At 67.5% G+C, this 15,104-nt stretch carries 15 protein-coding genes and 1 tRNA gene; 7 read left to right on the top strand and 9 right to left on the bottom strand.

Annotated elements, in window-relative coordinates:
* Window positions 1-21: 21 nt before the first annotated feature.
* From argB to dapD, 3 genes are read left to right on the top strand one after another with little or no spacing between them, the layout of a single operon-like run.
* A complete protein-coding gene (gene argB, locus ACW170_RS04940; RefSeq protein WP_492088556.1) occupies window positions 22-951 on the top strand; it encodes an acetylglutamate kinase in 930 nt (309 codons plus the stop codon).
* Window positions 948-1,610: a pyrimidine 5'-nucleotidase gene (locus ACW170_RS04935; RefSeq protein WP_492088555.1), complete on the top strand. Its 663-nt coding sequence runs from the start codon at window positions 948-950 to the stop codon at window positions 1,608-1,610. Before argB ends, ACW170_RS04935 begins: the two co-directional genes overlap by 4 nt.
* Window positions 1,607-2,464, top strand: a complete 858-nt coding sequence (gene dapD, locus ACW170_RS04930) for a 2,3,4,5-tetrahydropyridine-2,6-dicarboxylate N-succinyltransferase (protein WP_492088554.1) — start codon at window positions 1,607-1,609, stop codon at window positions 2,462-2,464. Before ACW170_RS04935 ends, dapD begins: the two co-directional genes overlap by 4 nt.
* Before the next feature lie 60 nt (window positions 2,465-2,524).
* On the opposite strand, the gene ACW170_RS04925 is transcribed toward dapD, so the two are convergent.
* From ACW170_RS04925 to fsa, 8 genes are all read right to left on the bottom strand, one after another.
* Window positions 2,525-3,025: a YciE/YciF ferroxidase family protein gene (locus ACW170_RS04925; protein ID WP_164952646.1), complete on the bottom strand. Its 501-nt coding sequence runs from the start codon at window positions 3,023-3,025 to the stop codon at window positions 2,525-2,527.
* Window positions 3,026-3,115: 90 nt separating this feature from the next.
* Window positions 3,116-4,297: an alpha/beta fold hydrolase gene (locus ACW170_RS04920; protein ID WP_492088553.1), complete on the bottom strand. Its 1,182-nt coding sequence runs from the start codon at window positions 4,295-4,297 to the stop codon at window positions 3,116-3,118.
* 58 nt (window positions 4,298-4,355) lie between these two features.
* Window positions 4,356-6,299: a threonine--tRNA ligase gene (thrS, locus tag ACW170_RS04915; RefSeq protein WP_492088552.1), complete on the bottom strand. Its 1,944-nt coding sequence runs from the start codon at window positions 6,297-6,299 to the stop codon at window positions 4,356-4,358.
* Window positions 6,296-6,544 (bottom strand): membrane protein insertion efficiency factor YidD, encoded by a 249-nt coding sequence (gene yidD, locus ACW170_RS04910; protein WP_035305826.1) that lies wholly within the window; start codon window positions 6,542-6,544, stop codon window positions 6,296-6,298. The genes thrS and yidD overlap by 4 nt, the downstream gene beginning before the upstream one ends.
* 79 nt (window positions 6,545-6,623) lie before the next feature.
* Window positions 6,624-7,079 (bottom strand): iron-sulfur cluster assembly scaffold protein, encoded by a 456-nt coding sequence (locus ACW170_RS04905; RefSeq protein WP_492088551.1) that lies wholly within the window; start codon window positions 7,077-7,079, stop codon window positions 6,624-6,626.
* Between the two features lie 37 nt (window positions 7,080-7,116).
* Complete coding sequence (locus tag ACW170_RS04900) at window positions 7,117-8,046, bottom strand: tyrosine recombinase XerC (RefSeq protein WP_492088550.1); 930 nt, start codon at window positions 8,044-8,046, stop codon at window positions 7,117-7,119.
* Window positions 8,028-8,741, bottom strand: coding sequence for a DUF484 family protein (locus tag ACW170_RS04895; RefSeq protein WP_492088549.1), 714 nt, complete (start codon window positions 8,739-8,741; stop codon window positions 8,028-8,030). The genes ACW170_RS04900 and ACW170_RS04895 overlap by 19 nt, the downstream gene beginning before the upstream one ends.
* Window positions 8,742-8,777: 36 nt before the next feature.
* Window positions 8,778-9,431 (bottom strand): fructose-6-phosphate aldolase, encoded by a 654-nt coding sequence (fsa, locus tag ACW170_RS04890; protein ID WP_271165077.1) that lies wholly within the window; start codon window positions 9,429-9,431, stop codon window positions 8,778-8,780.
* Window positions 9,432-9,461: 30 nt separating this feature from the next.
* Here fsa and ACW170_RS04885 point away from each other — a divergent pair, with 30 nt between their 5' ends.
* Window positions 9,462-11,624, top strand: a complete 2,163-nt coding sequence (locus tag ACW170_RS04885; RefSeq protein WP_492088548.1) for a primosomal protein N' — start codon at window positions 9,462-9,464, stop codon at window positions 11,622-11,624.
* A 14-nt stretch (window positions 11,625-11,638) separates the two neighbouring features.
* Here ACW170_RS04885 and ACW170_RS04880 read toward each other — a convergent pair.
* Window positions 11,639-11,715, bottom strand: a tRNA-Ala gene (locus ACW170_RS04880).
* A 254-nt stretch (window positions 11,716-11,969) separates the two neighbouring features.
* On the opposite strand from ACW170_RS04880, the gene ACW170_RS04875 reads away from it, so the two are divergent.
* The 3 genes from ACW170_RS04875 to ACW170_RS04865 all read left to right on the top strand — a co-directional run bounded on the left by ACW170_RS04875 (window position 11,970) and on the right by ACW170_RS04865 (window position 15,101).
* Window positions 11,970-12,398 carry a DUF2141 domain-containing protein gene (locus tag ACW170_RS04875; protein WP_492088547.1) on the top strand — a complete coding sequence of 143 codons (429 nt, stop codon included), beginning with the start codon at window positions 11,970-11,972 and terminating at the stop codon, window positions 12,396-12,398.
* Between the two features lie 24 nt (window positions 12,399-12,422).
* Window positions 12,423-13,895, top strand: coding sequence for a carotenoid oxygenase family protein (locus ACW170_RS04870; RefSeq protein ID WP_492088546.1), 1,473 nt, complete (start codon window positions 12,423-12,425; stop codon window positions 13,893-13,895).
* Between the two features lie 66 nt (window positions 13,896-13,961).
* The gene (locus tag ACW170_RS04865; protein ID WP_492088545.1) at window positions 13,962-15,101 is read left to right on the top strand and encodes an acyltransferase family protein; all 1,140 of its coding nucleotides are present in this window, start codon (window positions 13,962-13,964) and stop codon (window positions 15,099-15,101) included.
* The last annotated feature ends 3 nt before the right edge of the window (window positions 15,102-15,104 follow it).

Genomic DNA, 15,104 nt, shown 5'->3' with positions numbered 1-15,104 from the left:
CCCCGCTATCTCGCGCCGGTGATGAACGAAACAGAACGCCAGTCCGAGGAACGCAGCTGGGAGACGGCGAAGACGCTCGCCGAGGCCCTGCCGTATATCCAGGTTTATGACCGTGAGACCGTGGTCATCAAATATGGCGGCCACGCCATGGGAGAGAGCGCCGTGGCGCGTCAATTCGCGGCCGATGTGGTGCTGCTCAAGCTGATGGGGGTGAACCCGGTCGTGGTGCACGGCGGCGGGCCGCAGATCAGCGCCATGCTGGAGAAGGCGGGGGTGAAGTCCAGCTTTGTCGACGGCTTGCGGGTAACGGATCCGGCGACGATGGAAGTAGCCGAGATGGTCCTGTCAGGGGCGGTGAATAAAGAGATCGCCCACTGGATCACCATGGCGGGCAAGGAGGCGGATGTGCGGGGCGTCGGCCTGTCGGGCAAGGACGCCGGCCTGCTGACGGTCGAGAAGACCCGCCGGACCAAACGCGACCCGGACAGCATGATCGAGCACGAGGTCGACCTGGGCTATGTCGGCGAACCGACCAAGGTGGACCCCAAGCTGATCAAGGGGCTGATCGCCTCGGAGACCGAGGACTGGGTGCCGGTCATCGCGCCGATCGGGGTGGCCGAAGACGGCCAGACCTATAACGTCAACGCCGATACCGTCGCGGGGGCCATCGCCGGATCCCTGGGCGCCAAGCGGATGCTGCTGCTGACCGACGTGCCGGGGGTCAAGGGCGCTGATGGCGACATCATCCGCCAGATGACGCTGGAAGAGGCGCAAGGCCTGATCGACACCGGCGTGGCCTCGGGCGGCATGATCCCCAAGCTGGAGACGGCCATGGCGGCCGTGCGCGCCGGGGTCGAGGCCGTGGTCATTCTGGACGGCCGTCGGCCCCACGCCATGCTGGTGGAGTTGTTCACCGAGTTCGGCGCCGGCACCCTGGTGAAGGCGTCTTGATCGACCTTTCGCACGTCAACGCCTGGGTGTTCGACATGGATGACACCCTGTATCCGCGCGAACAGGGGCTGATGTCCTTGGTTCAGGCGCGGATCAACGCCTATGTGGTCGAGGCGGTCGGCCTGGCGCCGCAGGAGGCGCGGGTCCTGCAACGGCAGTTTCTGGATGAACACGGCACCACTCTGGCCGGGCTGATGGCCAACTACACCATCGATCCCGAGGACTTCCTGAACGTGGTCCACGACGTGCCGCTGGACGGGGTGGAGCCCAATCCGCGCTTGGCCGAGCGTCTGAAGACACTGCCGGGACGCTGTTTCGTCTTCACCAACGGCGCGCGGGAGTATGCGCACCGGGTGCTGGACCGGATCGGCGTCGCCGACTGTTTTGAGGGGGTGTTCGCCATCGAGGACGGCGATCTGACGCCCAAGCCGGCCCCATCGGCCTTTCGTCGCATGATCGAGCGGTTCGATTTCGAACCCCGTTGCGCCGCCTTCTTCGAGGATACGCCCAAGAACCTGGAGCCGGCCAAGGCTTTAGGTATGGCGACCGTCCTGATCGGCGACGGCCACGGCAAACCCCTGGGGGACCATATTGACTGGATCGCCCCCGATCTTCTCGACTTCCTCAACGCCCTGACCTTCAAGGACGAAGCCGCATGACCGACCTGTCGCATCTCGAATCCGTCATCGAGGCCGCCTGGGAAGAGCGCGCAGACGTCTCGGCCGCCACCCATGGCGATGTGCGCGACGCCGTGGAGACCGCCCTGGCCCTGCTGGACGCCGGCCAGGCGCGCGTCGCCTCGCGCGGGGAAGACGGGGTCTGGACCACGCATCAATGGCTGAAGAAGGCGGTGCTGCTGTCCTTCCGCCTGAACGACAACCAGATCATGCGCGCCGGCGACCGCGGCCCGACCAGCCATGCGCCGGGCGTCGGTCCCTACTGGGACAAGGTGCCCAACAAGTTCGGCGACTGGGCCGCCGCCGACTATCAGGCCGCCGGCTTCCGCTCGGTGCCCGGCGCCATTGTTCGCCAAGGCGCTTACATCGCCAAGAATGTCGTGCTGATGCCGTCCTTCGTGAACATCGGCGCTTTCGTTGATGAAGGCTCGATGGTCGACGCCTGGGCCACGGTCGGATCCTGCGCCCAGATCGGCAAGAACGTGCACCTGTCGGGCGGGGCGGGCATCGGCGGGGTGCTGGAGCCGCTCCAGGCCAATCCGACCATTATCGAGGACGGCTGTTTCATCGGCGCCCGCGCCGAGGTGGCCGAAGGCGTGATCGTGCGCGAGGGCGCGGTCCTGGCCATGGGCGTCTATCTGTCGGGCTCGACCAAGATTATCGATCGCGCCACGGGCGAGGTTTTCCGGGGCGAGGTGCCGGCCTATTCGGTCGTGGTGCCGGGCGCTCTGCCGGATCCCAAGGGGGGGCCGTCGCTGTACTGCGCCGTCATCGTCAAGCGAGTGGACGCCCAGACGCGGGCCAAGACCGGGGTCAACGAGCTGCTGCGCGACTGATCAGATGCGAAAACGGAGGCGACCGCGCGGCCGCCTCCGTTGTCTATCCGGCCGACAAGATCAGGCGGCGGACTTCATCGCGTCCTTGTTGACGGCGGCGTCGGCGATGCCGGTCAGGTCTTCGTCGGTCTGGGATTCTTCCTGCAGGGTCTCGTCCAGCAGGGCGGCGGCGTCCTTCATGCCCAGCACCAGGGCCCAGCGCTTCAGGGTGCCGTAGCGGGTGATCTCATAGTGTTCGACCGCCTGGGCGGCGGCCAGCAGGCCGGCGTCGAGGGCGGGGTTGTCCTTGTATTCTTCCATGATCTCGTCGCCCTCGGCCAGGATGCCCTCGATGGCGTCGCAGGTCTTGCCGCGCGGGGCCTTGCCGATGATCTCGAACACCTGCTGCAGGCGTTCGATCTGACCTTCGGTCTGGTCCTTGTGCTTTTCAAAGGCCGCCTTCAGCTCGGGCGACTGAGCGGCGCGAGCCATCTTGGGCAGGGACTTCAGGATCTTGCGCTCGGCGTAATAGATGTCCTTGAGGGTGTCGTGGAACAGGGTGTCGAGGGTTTTCTCGGCCATGGTCGTGTCTCACAAATGGTTATGGGGCGCGGGGGCGCACCCCACCACAAGCGATCAGATCGGCGAATGTTCCTGTGTCCGAAATCGCGCTCAACGCGTGAAACGGTTCAGATACGCAAGGGCGGATGCACGAATCCGCAGCAGGACTAATCGTATCCTGCGACTGCGTGAAACTTCATTTCGATATTTATTCAGCCGTTCTAGGTATGCTGGCTCCGTAGGATGAAGAGCGACAGCCTTGCTTACCGCCCTTAGGGCCTCTGTCTTCTCTCCTGCCTGATAGGCGATATGCCCATGCCACGCATGCACGGGCGCCATGGTGCGGGCGTCAGGCTTGGAAACAACCTCCCGCGCCAGCGCCAAGGCGCTGTCGTGTTGACCCAGCTCTGACAACATGCTGGCATAAGGCACTGATATCGTGACATCGCCACCTGACAGGTCCTGCGCCTTTTGGTGCGCTGTCAATGCTTCGTCATGGCGGCCTTGAGCGTGAAGATTCTTAGCAAGAGACTGAAGCGCGCCAACGTGCATAGGCTGAACCTCTACTGCGCGTTCTGACAAGCTTAGCGCCCAGCGGGGCCGTCGCGCGGCCACTGCCTCAGACACGGTCGTCAGATAGGTGACGCTCTCGGCCCTGCGCGATTTGGCTGTTCGTCGATACAGGGCGGCATCCTCGATCCCCGCGAGAACATCCCTCACCAACGGCGAAAGCATCTGCAGTTCCGCCAGCATGGAGGTGGATGGGTGGCTTGAGTATCGAATTGGAATAGCGACGATCTCAGTTTCTGCGGCGATGCACTCGACGTGCAAGCGGTCGAGCGAGGCCGGATCGAACACCACTACGGCTCGGGCTCGTCGTGGAAGCGGTGGTTCACCGTCGCGACGCCACGATATGCGCTCGGCGTCCTGCAGCCATCTCTTCTCAAAGGGTGCTCGCGCCGGATTAATCGAATACTGAGGAGACAAGGCCAAAGCCGCATCTACGCCAAGTGCGTCTGCAAACCGAAGCGCGGCATAGCCGCCCATGGAAGATCCGTAGGTGATGCTTCGTGACGCGCCTCCAATTACCGCCCGAACGGCGCCGAGTACGTCGGGCATATCGGGATACTGATACCAGTCTTCGCGTTTGCCCATTATGTGAATGGCGGATATGCCTTGCGCTCGAAGATATGATTCTGCGAACCCTTCGCGGTCAAATCCGTGGCCGATACTATAGTTGTCAAACGTAACAACCCAGCGTGATACATCCTCGCAAGCAACGGCGCGCGCCACGACGTTATCGCTTCGAAAAAGTTCCGTCATCGACTGTGCAGTCTATTAAGTCTTCATCTCAAGACAGCGGAACATCACGACCATCCTTTAAATCCGGCGGCGTGGCCTCGTCGGTCAGGATGCGGATGGCTTCCTCGACCGTGACCACCGTCTGGGCCTGGGAGCCCAGGCGGCGGATGGCGACCATGCCCTGCTCGGCTTCCTGGCGGCCGACGACGGCGATGACCGGGACCTTGCCGACCGAGTGTTCGCGGACCTTGTAGCCGACCTTCTCGTTGCGCAGGTCGATCTCGGTGCGCAGGCCGGCGGCCTTGAACCGGGCCATGACGTCGCGGGCGTAGTCGTCGGCGTCCGAGGTAATGGTGGCCACCACCGCCTGGACCGGCGCCAGCCACAGGGGGAAGGCGCCGGCGTAGTTCTCGATCATGATGCCGATGAACCGTTCGAAGCTGCCCAGAATCGCCCGGTGCAGCATGACCGGCCGGTGCTTCTGGCCATCCTCGGCGATGTAGGTCGCGTCCAGGCGTTCGGGCAGGACATAGTCCAGCTGGATCGTGCCGCAGGTCCATTCGCGGCCGATGGCGTCCTTGACGATGAAGTCCAGCTTGGGCGCGTAGAAGGCGCCGTCGCCCTCGGTCACGACCGGCTCGGTCCCGGCGGCGCGGGCGGCTTCGGCCATCAGGGCCTCGGCCTTGTCCCAGAACTCGTCCGAACCGGCGCGGTTCTCGGGCCGGGTGCCCAGGCTGATATAGGCCGTCTCCATCCCCAGGTCGGCGTGGACGCTGCGGGCCAGTTTGATGAACTCAGCCGTCTCCTCGACGATCTGGTCCTCGCGGCAGAAGATGTGGGCGTCGTCCTGGGTGAAGCCGCGCACCCGCATCAGGCCGTGCAGCGAGCCCGACGGCTCATAGCGGTGGCAGGCGCCGAACTCGGCCATGCGCAGCGGCAGTTCGCGGTACGACCGCTGGCCCTGGTCGAAGATCTGGACGTGGCCGGGGCAGTTCATCGGCTTGAGCGACAGGGTCTCGCCCTCGACCGTCTCGCAGACGAACATATTGGGGCGGTACTTGTCCCAGTGGCCGCTCTGTTCCCAGAATTTGCGGTCCAGCACCTGGGGCGTCTTGACCTCGACATAGCCGGCGGCGTCCAGGCGGCGGCGCATATAGGCCTCGAGGACCCGCCACAGGATCCAGCCCTTGGGATGCCAGAAGACCATGCCCCGGCCCTCTTCCTGCATGTGGAAGAGCTCCATCGCCTTGCCGACCTTGCGGTGGTCGCGCTTCTCGGCCTCTTCCAGACGTTGGAGATAGGCGTCCAGATCCTCCTTGGTCGCCCAGGCGGTGCCGTAGATGCGCTGCAGCTGTTCGCGCTTGGAATCGCCGCGCCAATAGGCGCCGGCCAGTTTGGTCAGTTTGAACGCCTTGCCGACATGGCGCGTCGAGGGGAAGTGCGGGCCCCGGCACAGGTCGATCCAGTCGCCCTGCTTGTACAGGGTGATGGTCTCGTTCTCGGGCAGGTCGCGGATCAGCTCGGCCTTGAACTTCTCGCCGCGCGCTTCGAAGAAGACGATGGCCTCGTCGCGGTCCCAGACCTCGCGCTCGAACTTGGCGTCGCGATCGACGATCCGACCCATCTCCTTTTCGATGGCGGCGAAGTCGTCGGTCGAGAAGGGCTCGTCGCGGAAGAAGTCATAGTAGAAGCCGTCCTCGATGGCCGGGCCGATCGTGACCTGGGTTCCGGGGAACAGGGTCTGGACCGCCTCGGCCAGGACGTGGGCCGTGTCGTGGCGGATCGTATAGAGGGCGGCGGGGTCGTCGCGCATGATCAGGCGGAAGTCGCCTCCCGTTTCCAGCACCCGACCCATGTCGCGCTGCTCGCCGTTCAGCTCGGCCAGCACGGCCTTCTTGGCCAGGGACGGCGAGATCGAGGTCGCCACGTCGCGCGCCGTCGAACCGGCCGGATACTGACGCACCGCGCCGTCGGGGAATTTCAGATCGATCATGACTGTTCTTTTTCGTCGGTCTTCAGGGGCGGGACCGGGTCATAGCCCGAACCGCCGAAGGGATGGCATTTACAGAGACGGCGCACGGTGAGCCATCCCCCCTTGACCGGTCCGTGCTGGATCAGGGCGTCGCGCCCATAGTCCGAACAGGTCGGCAGGAACCGGCACTGCTGGCCGATCAGGGGGGACAGCGTCAGCTTGTAGCCCCGATGGGCCGCGCGGACGCCGCGTTCATAGAGAGACATTTGTCCCTTCGCCGGGGGCTGGATGGGTTCGCCGCGCTTATCCCCTGTCATCGCAGGGGGATCAACCGGTCAGAGCCCGTCAGGCCGCGCCGGCGAGACGAGTTCGTTCCGCCAGGGCCTGATTGACCGCCTCCAGCGTCGCCTCGACCGCCACCAGGGTCGAGGCGTGGCGGGCGGGATAGTCGGCGACCTGGCGCAGGAGGCGCAGATCCTCGAACCGGCCGACCGGGCCTTCCCCGCCGGATTTCAGCATGGCGATCATGGCGTCGCGGGCGTCGACGATCTCCTCGACCGAGGCGCCGATGACGGACTGGCCCAACACCCCGGCCGCCGCCTGGCCCAGGGCGCAGGCCTTGACGTCCTGGGCGAAGCCGACGACGCGGCCTTGATCGTCCAGCGTCACATCGACCGTCGCGCGCGATCCGCACAGCTTGGCGACCCGCTCGCCGGTTCCCTCCGGCGCCGGCAACCGGCCCGCGTGCGGCAGGTTGGCCGCAAGGCTCAGAATGCGCGCGCTGTAGAGATCGTCGATCATGGCGGGAAGATAGGACGGGCGGCGCCTAGGGGAAAGCCTAGGCGCGCGGATGGGCCGCCATATAGGCGTTCAACAGGCGTTCGGCGTCGACGCCGGTGTATTTCTGGGTCGTCGAGAGACTGGCGTGGCCCAGCAGTTCCTGGATCGAACGCAGGTCGGCGCCGGCGCCCAGCAGATGGGTCGCGAAACTGTGGCGCAAGGCGTGGGGGGTGGTGCGTTCGGGCAGGCCCAGCCGCCCGCGCAGCCGCTGGACCGAGGCCTGAACGTGACGCGGGCTGAGCGGCCCGCCGCGTCGGGCGCGGAACAGGGCGTCGGACGGCTGAAGCGGAAAGGGCTGGAGCGCCAGATAGGCGTCCACCGCGGCGCGGACGGCGGGCAGGACCGGGACGATCCGGGTCTTGGAGCCCTTGCCGAGCACACGCAGGGTTTCGCCCAGCGGAGCATCGGCCAAGGTCAGGGACAGGCCTTCGGAAATCCGCAAACCGCAGCCGTAGAGCAGGGTCAGGACGGCGCGGTCGCGCGCGGCTTCCCAGGGTTCGGCGTCCGGATCGGCGTCGGGTTCGGCCAGCAGACCGCGCGCCTGGTCCTCCGTCACCGGTCGGGGCAGGGACGGCTTGATGCGGGGACCACGCACCAAAGCCAGTTGGGGCGCGGGGGTGTCCAGTCGTCGGTCCAGAAAGGCGTGAAAGCCGCGAATGGCCGACAGGGTCTGGCTGAGGGACCGGGCCGCGAGGGGATGATCGCCGGACCGGCGGTCCGCCAGATGGGCGCGGACCTCGGCGGCGGTGACAGTTCCCAGCGTCTTCAACGTCAGGGCCTCGCCGCGATGGCGTTCGAGGAAGGCGACATAGAGCCGGCCGATATGGCCGTAAGCCTCCAGGGTGCGGGGCGACAGCCGCCGCTCGTGCGCCAGATGCTCAAGCCAGGCGAGCAGGGCCTCGGCGGCGGTCAGTTCAGCACCGGCCATCGCTCGGCCATCCGCTCCACCACCCGGGCCAGGAAGGCGGCCAGTTCGCAGCCCATGGTGGGAGTGAAGCCTTCCGGTTCAGGCGAGCCGAAGGCGCACAGGCAGGACCGGGGCGGTTCGCCCGGCGTCAGATGGGGCGCCATGCGGATCAGGGCGACGGACTTCACCTGATCGGCGGCCGCGCCGAACAGGTCCAGCCCCTCGAACATCGGGCCCAGCCAGGTCAGGCCGTGTTCGCCGAGCAGGCCGTCCACTTCGCCGGCTTCCAAGCCACGCCAGCCGAAGGGCACGCCGCCGGGTCGTTCCAGGGCGATGGCGGCGCCGGCCAGGCCGAACCGCCCTTGAGCCGCCGCATCTAGACGTCGCGCCAAGTCGGAATGGTTGCGGGCCTCCATGAGGTCCAGGGCTGCGACGTGGGTCTGGGTCTGGGCGGCGAAATTGGCGCGGGCGATGGTCTCGACCTCGCGCCGGGCGCCGGCTTCGCGCTCGACCACCGCCTCCAGCCGCGTCAAGGCGGCGGCGCCGAACTCGACCACATTGCGGCCGTGCGGGCGCAAACCGATCTCTTCCAGCAGGGAGCGATCGTCCAGCAGGGTCTGGGGATGGGTCTGAAGCCAGCCGCGCACCTCGGGCCAATGCAGGCCGTCGCCCAGATGGGGAACGACGTCCGCCTCGGAGGTTTCGAAAAGGTCCAATGAGCCGCTCAAACAGACCTCTCCGTGACGCGCGATTTACAGGATGGACTGACCGGTCTTGGCCCAGTCCGCCACGAAGGCATCAAGACCTCTGTCGGTTAACGGGTGCTTTACCAGGGCCTTGAATGTGTCGGCGCCGAAGGTGGCGGCGTCCGATCCGGCGACGGCCGCAGCGGCCACATGGGCGACGTTGCGCAGCGAGGCGGCCAGGATCTGGGTCTCGAAACCGTGCACGTCATACAGGACGCGGATCTCTTCCAGCAGGGCGATGCCGTCGGCGCCATTGTCTTCCAGCCGGCCGACGAAGGGCGAGACGAAGGTGGCGCCGGCCTTGGCCGCCAGCAGGGCCTGGGCGGCCGAGAAGCACAGGGTGACGTTGGTCTTGATGCCCTTGTCGGTGAAGACGCGGCAGGCGCGCAGGCCGTCCCAGGTCAGGGGCAGTTTCACGACCACGTTCGGGGCGATGGCGGCGAGCTTGTCCCCCTCCTTGACCATGGTCTCGAAATCGAGCGAGACGGCCTCGGCCGAAATCGGCCCCTCGACGAGGGCGCAAATCTCGGCGATGACCTCGGCGATGTTCCGACCCGACTTGGCGATCAGCGACGGATTGGTGGTGACGCCGTCCACCATGCCGGTGGGGACCATGTCCTTGATGACGGCGACGTCGGCGGTATCGAGAAAGAGTTTCATGGACGGCTTCATAGCCGAGGGCGAAGTTCGGTGAAAGTCGCCTCGGTCCTCATTCCCCTGCCCGTGCCGGAAGCCTTTGATTATGAGGTTCCTGAGACGCTGAGCCTGGCGCGCGGCGATCAGGTCGCCGTGCCTCTGGGGCCGCGCCTGATCCGGGGCGTAGTGGCGGAGGTGTTCGAGACCACCGGCTCCAACCGGCGGCTGAAATCGGTGGAGTCGAGACTGGACGATCCTGCGCTACCCGCAGGCGTGATGGACTTCGTCGAATGGGCCGGGCGCTGGACCCTGTCGCCGCCCGGCGAGATGGCGGCGACCGCGCTGAAGGGGCTGCGCGCGCCGCGTCCCCGGCCGGAACGTCGGGTGCGGCGGGTCGGCGACCGTCAGCCGGCGCGCGCCACCCCGGCCCGGACAGGCGTGCTGGAGGCCCTGGGCGACCGTTCTATGGTGGGCGCCGATCTGGCGCGCGCCGCCGGCGTGTCGTCGGGCGTGATCAAGGGCCTGATCGACGAGGGGGTTCTGGAGATCGTCGAAATCGCGGCGGAGGCGGCGTTCGACCGGCCCGATCCTGACCATGCGCCGGCGACCCTGAACGGCGACCAGGCGGCGGCGGCTTCGGCCCTGGCGGCGGGCGTGACGGGCGGCGGTTTCCGGCCCTTCCTGCTGGACGGGGTCACGGGGTCGGGCAAGACCGAGGCCTATCTGGAGGCGATCGCGCGGGTGCTGAGGGCCGATCCGGCGGCGCAGATCCTGATCCTCTTGCCCGAGATCGCCCTGACCCAGGCCCTGATCGAACGGATCACCGCCCGGTTCGGCGCCGCCCCGGCCGAATGGCATTCCGGCGTCGCCCCGCCCCGCCGCCGTCAGGTGTGGGAGGCGGTGGTCGCCGGCCGGTGCAATATCGTGGTCGGCGCCCGTTCGGCCCTGTTCCTGCCCTTCGTCAATCTGCGGCTGATCGTGGTGGACGAGGAGCACGACAGTTCGTTCAAACAGGAAGAGGGTCTGGTCTATCACGGGCGCGACCTGGCGGTGGCGCGGGCGCGGATCGAGGGGGCGGCGGTGGTCCTGGCCTCGGCGACGCCGTCGCTGGAGACCCTGTGGAACGCTCAGGCCGGGCGGTATGACTGGCTGAAGCTGGGCGCGCGTCACGGGGTGGCGGTGATGCCCGATATCGAACTGCTGGACCTGCGCCAGCACACGCCCGATCCCCAGACCTGGCTGTCACAACCGCTGCGTACTGCGGTGGGCGAGACCCTGGCGCGGGGCGAGCAGACCCTGCTGTTCCTGAACCGGCGCGGCTATGCGCCCGTCGTCCTGTGCCGCGTCTGTGGGCACCGGCTGACTGCGCCGGACACCGACAGCTGGCTGGTCGAGCACCGGTACACCGGCCGTCTGGTCTGTCACCTGACCGGCTTCTCCATGGCGCGGCCGAAACTGTGCCCCTCGTGCGGGGCCGAGGACTCCCTGGTCTCGGTCGGGCCCGGCGTCGAACGGGTCGAGGAAGAGGTGCGCCAGCTGTTCCCCGAGGCGCGGACGGCGGTGTTCAGCTCCGACACCGCGCCCGACGCCAAGTCTGCCCGGGCCTTGATCCAGCGGATGACCGACGGGGAGATCGACATCCTGGTCGCCACCCAGGCCGCCGCCAAGGGCCACAACTTCCCCCGCCTGACGCTGGTCGGGGTGGTGGATGCGGACCTGGGCTTGCGGGGCGGCGACCTGCGGGCGGCCGAGCGCACCTATCAGCTCTTGGCGCAGGCGACGGGACGGGCGGGTCGCGCCGACCGACCGGGGCGGGCCATTTTGCAGACTTGGACCCCCGAACATCCGGTGCTTCAGGCCCTGGCGGCCGGCGACCGGGACGCCTTCGTCGAGGCGGAGATGGCCGAGCGTGAGGCGGCGGCCCTGCCCCCCTTCGGCCGGTTGGCGGCGATCATCCTGTCCAGCGAGAATGCGGCGGCGGTGGAAAAGGTCGCCGCCGACCTGGCCCAGGCCATTCCCAACGCCGAGCGGCTGGAGGTCTATGGCCCCGCCGACGCGCCCCTCGCCCTGGTGCGCGGACGGCGCCGCAAGCGGCTGCTGGTGCGGGCCGACCGTGATGTGAACCTTCAGGCCTTCCTGCGCGCCTGGCTGACGCGGGTGAAGATCCCCGCCTCGGTCCGGCTGACGGTGGACGTGGACCCCTACTCCTTCCTCTGACCTGAAGGAGAGGATGGAGGCCTGGCCTCCGAGTCGAACGGAGGGTTTTCGGGCTTGCATGCCCGCCGCGTAGCCACTCCGCCACCAGGCCGTAACGCGTGCAGACCGCCACAGGCCGGGCCGTGGCGGATGTCGTCCGCGTTTCGAGCTGAAGCGCGGCGTAGCGGCGAGATGGGGCGCTGAATCATCGAGTGGGTGACGACACGCGCATCGTTGGCGGCCGAGATGGTCATTCACGAAGGCCGGGTGGTCGCTCCCGCATGTCCGATGGCGAGGGCGACCCATCGTCTTCAGGGTCAGGTCATCAAGGGCCGGTCGTCGGTCCCCCTGAAAGGACACTGCGCCATGAAGACCCTTTTCGCCCTCTGCGCTGGCGCCACGCTTGCCGCCGCCGCCCTGGCCTCGACGTCCGCACTGGCCGCCGACGTCACCTTCGACTTCGATGTCGCCGCGCCGACCGGGCGGATCATGGTCGCCCTGTTCAACAGCGAGGCCAACTATGGCGGCGAGGGCCAGCCGGTTCGTTACGCCATGGTGGACGCGGCAGGCGCTTCCAAACAGGTCCGGTTCGAGGACCTGCCGGACGGCGACTACGCCATGCGCGCCTTCCACGACTTCGACGGCGACGGGAAGATGAAGACCAATCCGTTCGGCATGCCGGTCGAACCCTTCGCCTTCTCCAACAACGCCGTCGGCAACATGGGTCCGGCGTCGTGGGAGCGCGCGAAGTTCGCCGCGACCGGCGCGGTCGCCCAGACCATCAGCCTGAAGTAACCAGACCTCTTCCGGAGCCAGATCATGACCCCCTCCCGCCGTTCCTTCCTGATGGGCGCCGCCGCCCTGTCGGCCGCAGTCGCCACGCCCGAGAGGGTCCGCGCCGCAGCCGCGCTCGACGCCGCAGCCAAGGCCGACTGGGCCCTGGCCACCCGCGACGTCGAGGGCGACCTGCCGCGTCAGACGATGCGTCTGATCCACGGCCGAGCCCCGGCGGGGCTGGAGGGCGCCCTGTTCCGCAATGGACCCGGCCGGTTCCGGCGGCCGGGCGGATCCGTCACCCACTGGTTCGACGGCGACGGCCTGATGCGGGCCTTCCGCATCCAGGACGGTCAGGCCACGCTGGAGGCCCGGTTCGCCGATACGCCCAAACGCCGGGTGGAGACCGAACTGGACGCCGTCGTCACGCCCGGTTTCGGCACCCGTGGCGACGCCCGCGCCCGCGTCGGCTCGAACGATGATTCCAACGCCGCCAACACCGCCGTCATGGCGACGGGGAACCAGGTATGGGCCCTGTGGGAAGGCGGCTCGCCGCTGGCCATGGATGCGGCTGACCTGTCGAGCCAGGGCTTCGTCACCCTGCGCGACGACCTGAAGGGCATGCCGTTCCAGGCCCATCCGCGTCGCGCGCCTGACGGCTCGATCTGGAATGTGGGCACGGCCGGCGATCGGGCGGTGATCTGGCGGCTGAACGCCGACGGGGGCCTGAACCAGGCCGAGATCATCCGCCTGCCGCGCGCCAGCTATATGCACGACTTCACCGCCACCGACCGGCATGTGATCCTCGTGCTCCAGCCCTGGATCCAGGAGCGTCAGGCCCTGCCGATCATCAACGGCCTGGTGTGGCGTCCGGAGACCGGGACGCAGGTCATGGTGCTGGACAAGGACGACCTGACGCAGTCGCGCCTGTATGAACTGCCGGGCTTCTTCCACTTCCATCTGGGCGACGCCTGGGCCGAGGCGGACGGGACGATCCGTTTCGATGTCGCGGCCAGCGGCGATCCACGCTTCGCCGTCGATGGGGCGCGGGTTCTGGTCGAGGGACACGGGGTGGTGCCGGGCGATCCGGCCAAGCTGGCCCTGATCACCCTGCGTCCCGACGGCAAGGCCGAGATGCTGACGACGGACGCTGTTGGCGAGTTCCCCAAGGCGGACCCGCGCCGTCTGGGCCTGAAGCGCAGCCTGACCGTTCACACCAGCGGCGAGACGTCGGGACGTCCCCTGCCCACAGGTCTGGCCGTGCAGGACTGGGAGAGCGGTCGGTCGCACGGCTTCACCTTCGGCCTCCATCAGATCGTTGAGGAGACGGTCTTCGTGCCCAAGCCCGGAGCCACGGCCGAGACCGACGCCTGGCTGGTCGGGCCTTCGGTGAACCTGGCGGCGGGTCGGACCGAGCTGCACGTCTTCGACGCGGCCCATGTCGAGGACGGGCCGGTGGCGACCTGGCAGGCGGATACGGCCCTGCCGGCGGGGTTCCACGGGACGTGGGTCGCGTAAGGCGGCGGGGGCGCCAAGCTTGCGGGCCTTCACGGTTCGACAAGACCGACGTGCCAAGGTGAGACCATGACCCCCGTCCAGACTCCCGCCGATCTCCGCCCCATCACCGCCCTGCGCTTCGGCGCGGCGATCTGGGTGGCCGTCTATACCTTCTGGGAGAACCTGGCCGGGGCGCCATCGTCCGGCCTTGTCGACAAGGGCTATCTGGGGGTCGAACTGTTCTTCGTCCTGTCAGGCTTCATCCTGAGCCATGTCTATCTGCAGGCGGCGGGGGAGAAGCGGTTCTCGTACCGCAGCTTCCTTTGGGCGCGGGTGGCGCGGGTCTATCCGTTGCACATCGCGACCCTGGTCGGGGTGGGGCTGCTGGCGGGCGCCGCCCTGGTCGCGGGGATGAGCGTGGACGGCAATGTGCTGAGCTGGGCGTCGCTGCCGGCCAATCTGCTGATGGTCCATGCTTGGGGCCTGGCGCCGGTGGCGGGGTGGAACCATCCCTCCTGGTCGATCTCGGCCGAATGGTTCGCCTATCTGTGCTTCCCCCTGTTCGCCTTCGTCTTCTGGCGGCTGCGTCAGCGGCCGTTCGCGGCCGTGATCGGAACCGCGCTGTTCCTCGCGGCCCTCTACTCCGGGTTCGAGCAGCTGGCGGGCTTCCCCCTGACCGAGGCGACCATCCGCTGGGGGGCGCTGCGGATCGTGCCCTGTTTCGCCTTGGGGTGCGCCCTGTACCTGATCTATCGCCGGGCCCCGCTGAAGGCGCCCTGGACCGCCTCGGCCGTGTCGTTCGGCCTGATGGTGCTGAGCGCGGCCCTGGGTCTTTGGGACGGGATCACCGTCCTGTTGGCCGGCGCCCTGATCCTGTCGCTGGCCTCGCTGCCGAACGAACGGGCCGGATGGCTGGCGTCCAAGCCGGCGGTCTATCTGGGGGAGATCAGCTACTCGGTCTATATGGTCTGCGTGCCGTGGAAATTGCTGGCCGTGAACCTGGCGGCCAAGGCAACGGACGCCCCCGACAAGCAGGTTCACGTTTTCGTGTGGTTGGCGATTCTGGCGCTTTTGCCGGTCGTCGCGGCCCTGTCCTACCACCTCGTCGAACACCCGGCTCGCAAGGCTTTGAGGGCCTGGGGCCAGGGTCGAAATCCCCTGTCAAGCGAACAGAAGGATAAGCCCCTACCACACGGCGATACGCCGAAAGGGGTTGTCGAATCCTGAGGC

This window comes from Brevundimonas sp. FV2ps16, from assembly GCF_058681075.1.
This window is presented reverse-complemented; position numbering and strand designations above follow the sequence as displayed.